Annotated in this window: 9 protein-coding genes; 5 read left to right on the plus strand and 4 right to left on the minus strand. The window is 61.4% G+C overall.

The window, feature by feature from the left end:
* From WBF74_RS00465 to WBF74_RS00475, 3 genes are all read left to right on the plus strand, one after another.
* On the plus strand, positions 1 to 495 hold a 495-nt coding region (locus tag WBF74_RS00465), incomplete at its 5' end, for a hypothetical protein (RefSeq protein WP_424433739.1).
* Positions 496 to 500: 5 nt separating this feature from the next.
* Positions 501 to 1169 carry a hypothetical protein gene (locus WBF74_RS00470; RefSeq protein WP_424433741.1) on the plus strand — a complete coding sequence of 223 codons (669 nt, stop codon included), beginning with the start codon at positions 501 to 503 and terminating at the stop codon, positions 1167 to 1169.
* A 73-nt stretch (positions 1170 to 1242) separates the two neighbouring features.
* Positions 1243 to 2187, plus strand: a complete 945-nt coding sequence (locus tag WBF74_RS00475) for an AEC family transporter (RefSeq protein ID WP_424433743.1) — start codon at positions 1243 to 1245, stop codon at positions 2185 to 2187.
* Between the two features lie 3 nt (positions 2188 to 2190).
* Here the strand turns inward: WBF74_RS00475 and WBF74_RS00480 are convergent, their stop codons facing one another.
* Together WBF74_RS00480 and gluQRS are read right to left on the minus strand one after the other, a co-directional pair.
* Positions 2191 to 3249, minus strand: a complete 1059-nt coding sequence (locus tag WBF74_RS00480) for an acyltransferase family protein (RefSeq protein ID WP_424433745.1) — start codon at positions 3247 to 3249, stop codon at positions 2191 to 2193.
* 112 nt (positions 3250 to 3361) lie between these two features.
* The gene (gene gluQRS / locus WBF74_RS00485) at positions 3362 to 4264 is read right to left on the minus strand and encodes a tRNA glutamyl-Q(34) synthetase GluQRS (RefSeq protein WP_424433747.1); all 903 of its coding nucleotides are present in this window, start codon (positions 4262 to 4264) and stop codon (positions 3362 to 3364) included.
* A gap of 79 nt (positions 4265 to 4343) precedes the next feature.
* Here gluQRS and WBF74_RS00490 point away from each other — a divergent pair, with 79 nt between their 5' ends.
* Both WBF74_RS00490 and WBF74_RS00495 read left to right on the plus strand, forming a co-directional pair.
* The gene (locus WBF74_RS00490) at positions 4344 to 5006 is read left to right on the plus strand and encodes an alpha/beta hydrolase (RefSeq protein WP_424433749.1); all 663 of its coding nucleotides are present in this window, start codon (positions 4344 to 4346) and stop codon (positions 5004 to 5006) included.
* Between the two features lie 112 nt (positions 5007 to 5118).
* Positions 5119 to 5679 carry an HNH endonuclease gene (locus WBF74_RS00495; protein ID WP_424433751.1) on the plus strand — a complete coding sequence of 187 codons (561 nt, stop codon included), beginning with the start codon at positions 5119 to 5121 and terminating at the stop codon, positions 5677 to 5679.
* Between the two features lie 7 nt (positions 5680 to 5686).
* On the opposite strand, the gene WBF74_RS00500 is transcribed toward WBF74_RS00495, so the two are convergent.
* Positions 5687 to 6274 carry a demethoxyubiquinone hydroxylase family protein gene (locus WBF74_RS00500; protein WP_424433753.1) on the minus strand — a complete coding sequence of 196 codons (588 nt, stop codon included), beginning with the start codon at positions 6272 to 6274 and terminating at the stop codon, positions 5687 to 5689.
* Positions 6274 to 6580: disulfide bond formation protein B (locus WBF74_RS00505; RefSeq protein ID WP_424433755.1), on the minus strand; the 307-nt coding region annotated here is incomplete at its 5' end. The genes WBF74_RS00500 and WBF74_RS00505, both read right to left, overlap by 1 nt.

The raw sequence follows: 6580 nt of genomic DNA on the forward strand, positions 1-6580 counted from the left end.
GTGGAATCGCTTCGCAAGGTTTTCCTCGCGCGGGATTTCCGTCATCGCCGCGCGGAGATGGAAAAGCTTGCCGCGCTCGAAGCCGAATATGATGGCAACCGCCATGCACTGTCCGAAATGGAAGGGCCGGAAAATCGCCGTCACCTTCTCTGGACGGGGCTGATGCGCGAATGCCGCGCCTATGAGCAGGGGCTTGAGGAAGCGCGCCGCAAGGGAAATGTGCTGGCTCCGCAGGGCAATGCGTCACGCGGCTTTCTTGGCCGCCGCAAGGATGTGTCACTTTCAGGTGGCGGGCATGGCATGGACGTCAAACTCAAGGTTTGCGAAAGCTCGCGGCAGCTTGCCCGCTATGAGAAACTTTTCGATGAATGGTGGGAGCGCCGGTCGCGCAATGCGATGAAGGCAGGACCGGCCCAGCTCGAAGCTGTGCGCATACCAATCGTCGAGGTGCTGCCGCCGCGTGCGGCACGCCGCCTTCCGCTTGCAGGCGAGTGACCTTGATGGCTATGCGCGGACTTGCTCTCCTTCTTGCGGCGTCACTCTTCGCCTTTCCGGCCGGCGCGGTGGATACGCCCGCCCGGCCGCAGACGGTGGTGATCGGGCTTGATATTTCGAAGAGCAATCCGCTCGTCGAAGACCCGGCCTATGCAGCCCGCGTGGCAAAGCGCCTCACGGCCGAGATCGACAAGCTGCCCGTGCGCTCCAAAGTGATGGTGCGCACTTTCGGTGCTTATGATTCAAGCGCGAACCCGCTCAAGATTGACGAGGTGATTTCCGCGCGCGCCCGTCCCGAAACGGTGGCGGAGGGCATCAGCGCGCTTGTGGCTGCGCTGCCGCAGCTTGTGCGCGAAGGAAAGATCAAGGCGCAGGACTGGACCTATATCGTCTCCTTCATGGAGACCATGTCGCCGCAAACGGATTGCAATGCGAGCGATGTGCGTTTCATCCTGTTGACCGACGGGTTTGAGGATTCTGAGCTTGCGCGGCTCCGCCGCGGCGGCTCATTGCCGAGGCCAGAACCGCTTTTCGCCGGCTGTGGCGAGCTTCTGATGCTCGGCGTCGGTCAGGGCGGCGGCTCACCTGCCGTCACCCGGCGCGCTCATGATGAATGGGCCGCTTGGGCCAACGCGGCGGGCTTCGAGAAATTTACCGGCCTTTACGATTGGTGATACCGGCTTTGACGGAACGGGGCGGCATGGATAGTGTCCGCGCCCGTCACCACTCCCAGGCCGGAAACCTCCCATGGACGTTGCGCTTTCGCTTGTGCTGCCGATCTTCGGCATCATCCTTTTTGGCTATGCGGGCGCGCGGCTGAAGTTGATCAGCCATTCCGGCGTGGACGGGCTTGATACCTATGTCTTCACCTTCGCCATGCCCGTGCTGCTTTTCCGCAACCTTGCGCACACGGCGTTTCCGGCGTCCCTGCCATGGGAATTATGGATTTCCTATTACGGCGCCATGCTGACGGTCTGGGCGCTTGGATCATTTGTTGCCCATTTCATTCTTCGCCGCCCGACGCCCGATACGATCATGCTTGGCTTTGGCAGCGGGCAGGGCAACACGATCATGCTCGGCCTGCCGATCATCCTCACCGGTTTCGGGCCGGAGGCGGGTATTCCCGTTTTCCTGATCCTCGCCTTTCACGGGATCATTCTTTTCACCATCGCAACCTTCCTGCTGGAACTCACCCGCGCGCGCGACGGGGCAGAGAGGCCGCATCTTGGTGCTATCCTGAAAGAAGGATTGATCAACACGCTGCGCAATCCCGTCATCATCGGCATTGGCTGCGGTGTCGTTTACGGGCAGCTCGGCGTGCCGCTGCCCGCTATTGCCGATACGGCGCTCGAGATGGTTGCGCGTTCGGCTATCCCCTGCGCGCTTTTCGTGCTGGGGGCGATGCTCACGCGCTACAGCCTTCGACAGTCAGTTGGCGCGGCGTCGGTCACGTCCTTTTTCAAGCTGATCGTGCATCCGGCCCTTGTGTTCCTGCTCACGCATTTTGTGTTCGGGCTGGAGCCGCTCTGGGTGACGGCAGCAACGCTGCTCGCCGCCATGCCGACCGGCGTCTATTCCTCGATTCTTGCCAATCGCTATCAGGCTGCACCCGGTGCGGCATCGAGCGCGGTGGTTCTTTCCACCGCGCTCAGCCTTTTCACGCTGACCGTGTTGCTTGGCTGGTTCCTCTGAGCCTCAGTCGCCGCCAGCGGCCATGACGATATTATGCCGGGGCTTCTTCTGTCTTGCGCCGAGACGGAAGGCATCCGGGCGGATAAAGAGGAAGTTCAGCGGTGTCTTTTCCACAAGCCTGTAGGCAATGATCGGCGTGATGACGGCGACACTCGTCGCGACAAGGGTGATGATATCCCCGTTCTCGAAGCCGAGCCGCACCATCGCTATCCGCGTGGCTGCCATGGGCAGGAAGAAGGAGAGGAAAATATAGAGCGAGTGTTCGCCGACAAAGGCGAGCGGCCTTGCAAGTCCACGGGACGCGAGAATGGCGACCAGCATGATGGAAGCGCCTGCACCGGCGGCGCCCATGAGAAGTTCGAGCGCACGAATATCCACGAGATGCGAGAATACCACGGTTGTGAGGCTTGCGAGCAGCACGGCGCTCAGCGCGATGCCACGCGCGGGATAGGCGCGCGCCCAGTCGGCAATGTCGAAGATATATTGCGCGCCGTAAACGCCCAGCGCGAACCAGATGAAGCGCCACGCAAATTCGTCGATCAGCATCCAGCCGGTATCAAGCCGCAGGAAATAGAGCGCGGCGGCGAAGAAGAGCACGAAGCCGGGACGCGCCTTTCTCACGAGGCGCATCGTGACGAAGAACATGGAGAGCGAATAGATGAACCACAGCACCGCGAAGGGCTGGATCGGGATCATCAGGAGATCGACATAGGTGACCTGCCACGGCCCGTCATGGGGGATGAGGATCTTGAGGCCGATCTGGATGACCGACCAGAGGAGGTAGAAATAGGCGAAGTGGATGATCTTCCCGTCCACGAATTTGCGGAGATCGCCGTAAAGCGCCTTCCGGGCAAAGAGGCCCGCGACGAGGAAAAAGAGCGGCATGCGGAAAGGCTTGGCGAATTCGGCAATGGTGCCGAACAGGACCGGCAGATACCCGATGGCGTTCTGGACACCGAATGTCGTGTGTTCCATCACCACGAGAATGATGGTCAGACCTTTGACGGCATCAACCCAGTCGATGCGTGATTTCGATACAGAAGGCGTCTCTACTGTCGCCATTTGGGGGGCTCCGCAGCTTGAAAAGGCACGGTTTCGTCCCTCTTTGGGAAGAATGGGCCGTGCTCAGCCTCTCGAAGCATTTTCTGCGCCAGACGGGCGGGAGGGGTAATGGTTAAAGGCCGATCATGCGGCGAATGTCCTGCGGGCTGTGGCCAGCGGCCCGCAGCTCTCGCAGCCCCATATCCCTGGCGCTTTTGGAGAGGCGGCGGCCTGTCTCGTCGCGGATAAGGCCGTGATGGTGATAGCGCGGCTCGGGCAGGCCCAGCAGCACCTGCAGGATGCGGTGAATATAGGTGGCAGGGAAAAGGTCTTGCCCGCGGGTTACGAGCGTCACGCCCTGAAGCGCATCATCCGTCACCACGGCAAGGTGGTAGCTGGTCGGCACGTCCTTGCGCGCAATGACGACATCGCCGAAGAGTTCGGGTTGCACCGTGATCCGGCCCTTGTGGCCGCGCGGGCTTTCGCCTTCTTCGATGAAGGTGATGGGGCCGCCTGCAATGCGTTCGGCTTCGGCGCGCGCCTTTTCCGTGTCGAGGCGCCACGCATAACTGCGGCCATCCCAGAGGAGATCGTTCAGCCGCTCGCGGGAGATGTCCTTGTAGATACCGGGATAGAGCGGCGCGCCATCGGGATCGACGGGCCAGTTCTGAAGGGGAATGCCGGTTGCGATGATCGCGTCCTGAATTTCCTTGCGCGTCGCAAAGCAGGGATAGACAAGCCCCATATCCCGCAGGCGCTTCAGGTGGCGCTCATAATCCGCGAAATGCTCGGACTGGCGGCGGACGGGTTCTTCCCAGTCGATGCCGAGCCAGCGCAGATCCTCATAGATGGCTTCTTCATATTCGGGGCGGCAGCGGCCAATATCGATGTCCTCGATCCGCAGGAGGAAGCGCGCGCCGAGCCTCTGCGCCATTTCATGCGCAAAGAGCGCGGAATAGGCATGGCCAAGATGGAGCCAGCCATTCGGGCTTGGCGCGAAGCGGAGCACATCCTGTCCGGCCTTGTCGTCCTGCATTGAATCCGCCGCTCGGGAAGGCTTAAGTACGGGCCGCATTGATAGCCCGCCTGCAGGCAGGGCGAAAGGGGAGAGCGACATGGCACTGACAGGACCGAGCGTTGCAGCCGCAAGCGGCACCACGAAGCAACTCGTCATTCTCTGCCATGGCTATGGGTCGGACGGGAATGATCTGATCGCGCTTGCGCCCTATTGGGCGCCACTTCTGCCCGATGCGGATTTTATCGCGCCCAATGCGCCGCAACGCTGCGACGGCAATCCGATGGGCTATCAGTGGTTTCCGATCACGCGGCTTGATCCGGCGGAGATCGCGCTCGGCGTTGCCCGCGCGGCCCCTGTGCTTGAACAGTTTATCGAGACGCAGTTGCAGCAGCGCGGGCTTGACGGGTCGAAGCTCGCGCTGGTCGGTTTCAGCCAGGGCACGATGATGTCGCTTCATGTGGGACTTCGCCGCCGCGTCGGGCCTGCCTGCATTGTCGGCTATTCCGGCGCGCTTGCCGTGCCCGAGATGCTTGCCGGGGAAATCACCTGCCGCCCGCCCGTGATGATGATTCATGGCGATGCCGATGACATGCTGCCGGTGAGCCGGATGCATCAGGCGGTGCAGGCGCTGGGCGCAGCCGAGGTGCCGGTGCAATGGCATGTCTCGCCCGGCCTCGGGCACAGCATCGATCAGAAGGGACTTGAACTTGGCGGGCGCTTCATCGCCGATGCCTTTGCCGGACGGGCGACGCAAGGCTGAGTGCGTTTTCCCCACCATTTGCCTTTTCACGAAGGCGTCACGCCATATATAGTAAATTCAGGTCTTGGAGAGGCCAGCTTTTCGAGATGGCCTTTGGCCTCAGGAGGGTGGCGTGTACGGATCATTTGCCACGCCGGAAGCATGTCCGGCTCTTGTGCTGAACGCGGATTATCGGCCGCTCAGTTACTATCCTCTGTCGCTTTGGTCGTGGCAGGACACGATCAAGGCGGTTTTCCTCGACCGTGTGAATATCGTTTCCACCTATGACACGGTGGCGCGCTCACCCAGCTTCGAGATGAAGCTTCCAAGCGTTGTCTCGCTGAAATCCTATGTGAAGCCCGCGCGCTTTCCGGCCTTTACGCGCTTCAATCTTTTCCTGCGGGACCGCTTCTCCTGCCAGTATTGCGGGGCGCGGCATGAACTCACTTTCGATCATGTGGTGCCGCGCTCGCGGGGCGGGCAGACGACCTGGGAAAATGTGGTGACGGCCTGCGCACCCTGTAATCTGCGCAAGGGCGGGAAGATGCCGTCACAGGCGGAAATGTTTCCGATGCAGGCGCCCTATCGCCCGACCGTCACTGACCTGCACAAGAATGGCCGCGCCTTCCCGCCCAACTATCTGCATGAGAGCTGGCAGGACTATCTCTACTGGGACATCGAACTGGAGCCGTAAGCGGCGTTCAGGCTTTTTCCGAGAGGCGAATAGCGAGACGGCAGGCGGCCTTGATCGCGCCGGAAAGAAGCGGATAGGCGGGTGCTTCTTCCGCGCCTGAGGCAATCGCTTCATCGCGATGCGCAACTTCCTCCAGACGGAACTGCTCAATCGTGTCGCGCAGTTGTCTCTCATCTTCGCCCATCTGGGCGAGACGCTCCACCTGCGCCTGATAATGTTGGTCGATCACTTCTTCCACGGCGGCGGTGCAGGCGTGAGCCGCTTTCTCGCCGAGAAGGGCTGTCGCCGCGCCCAGCGCAAAGCCTGCCACATGCCAGACAGGCGCGAGCGCTGTCGGGCGCACTTCGCGTTCATTCACAAGCTCATTGAAGCGGGCGAGGTGAACTTCCTCATCCTTCGCCATATGTTCGAGCTTTGCGACAAGTTCTTCCTTGCCCGGCACATGGCGTAGCACGGCAAGCTGGCCTTCATAGATACGCACCGCGCCATATTCGCCCGCATGGTCCACGCGGATCATTTCTTCGATGGCAGCTTTGCGGCTGCGGCCCGGCTGATTCGAAACCGGAGCGTTGTTCGGGCGGGCTTCTGCGGTCATCAGGCCAGTCCTCTGCGTTCGCGGGCGTAGCGGATGAGCGGCACGAAGGACAGCACCGCCAGCGCCGATGTAATGAGGAAATTGAATCCGGCAAGCGAAATACCGAAAAGCGACCATGCCGCCTCATCGCAGCGCGGGGCCTTCACGCCGCTTTCAAGGGCTGCCTGCAATTCCTCAAGCGAGGGGGCAAGCGCGGTGCCGCCACAGGCATCCGGCCCTTTCCACCAGCCATATTCGACGCCCACATGATAGGCCGAGATCCCCGCGCCCCAGAGATAGAGAAGCGCGCAGATCATGATGAAGGTG

The organism is Parvibaculum sp., assembly GCF_049672805.1.
Lineage (GTDB): Bacteria > Pseudomonadota > Alphaproteobacteria > Parvibaculales > Parvibaculaceae > Parvibaculum.

Coding starts and splice junctions, on each gene's coding strand:
- WBF74_RS00490 (WP_424433749.1), top strand. CDS start 4,344: ATGGCACTGACAGGACCGAGCGTTGCAGCCGCAAGCGGCACCACGAAG.
- gluQRS (WP_424433747.1), bottom strand. CDS start 4,264: ATGCAGGACGACAAGGCCGGACAGGATGTGCTCCGCTTCGCGCCAAGC.
- WBF74_RS00475 (WP_424433743.1), top strand. CDS start 1,243: ATGGACGTTGCGCTTTCGCTTGTGCTGCCGATCTTCGGCATCATCCTT.
- WBF74_RS00500 (WP_424433753.1), bottom strand. CDS start 6,274: ATGACCGCAGAAGCCCGCCCGAACAACGCTCCGGTTTCGAATCAGCCG.
- WBF74_RS00470 (WP_424433741.1), top strand. CDS start 501: ATGGCTATGCGCGGACTTGCTCTCCTTCTTGCGGCGTCACTCTTCGCC.
- WBF74_RS00480 (WP_424433745.1), bottom strand. CDS start 3,249: ATGGCGACAGTAGAGACGCCTTCTGTATCGAAATCACGCATCGACTGG.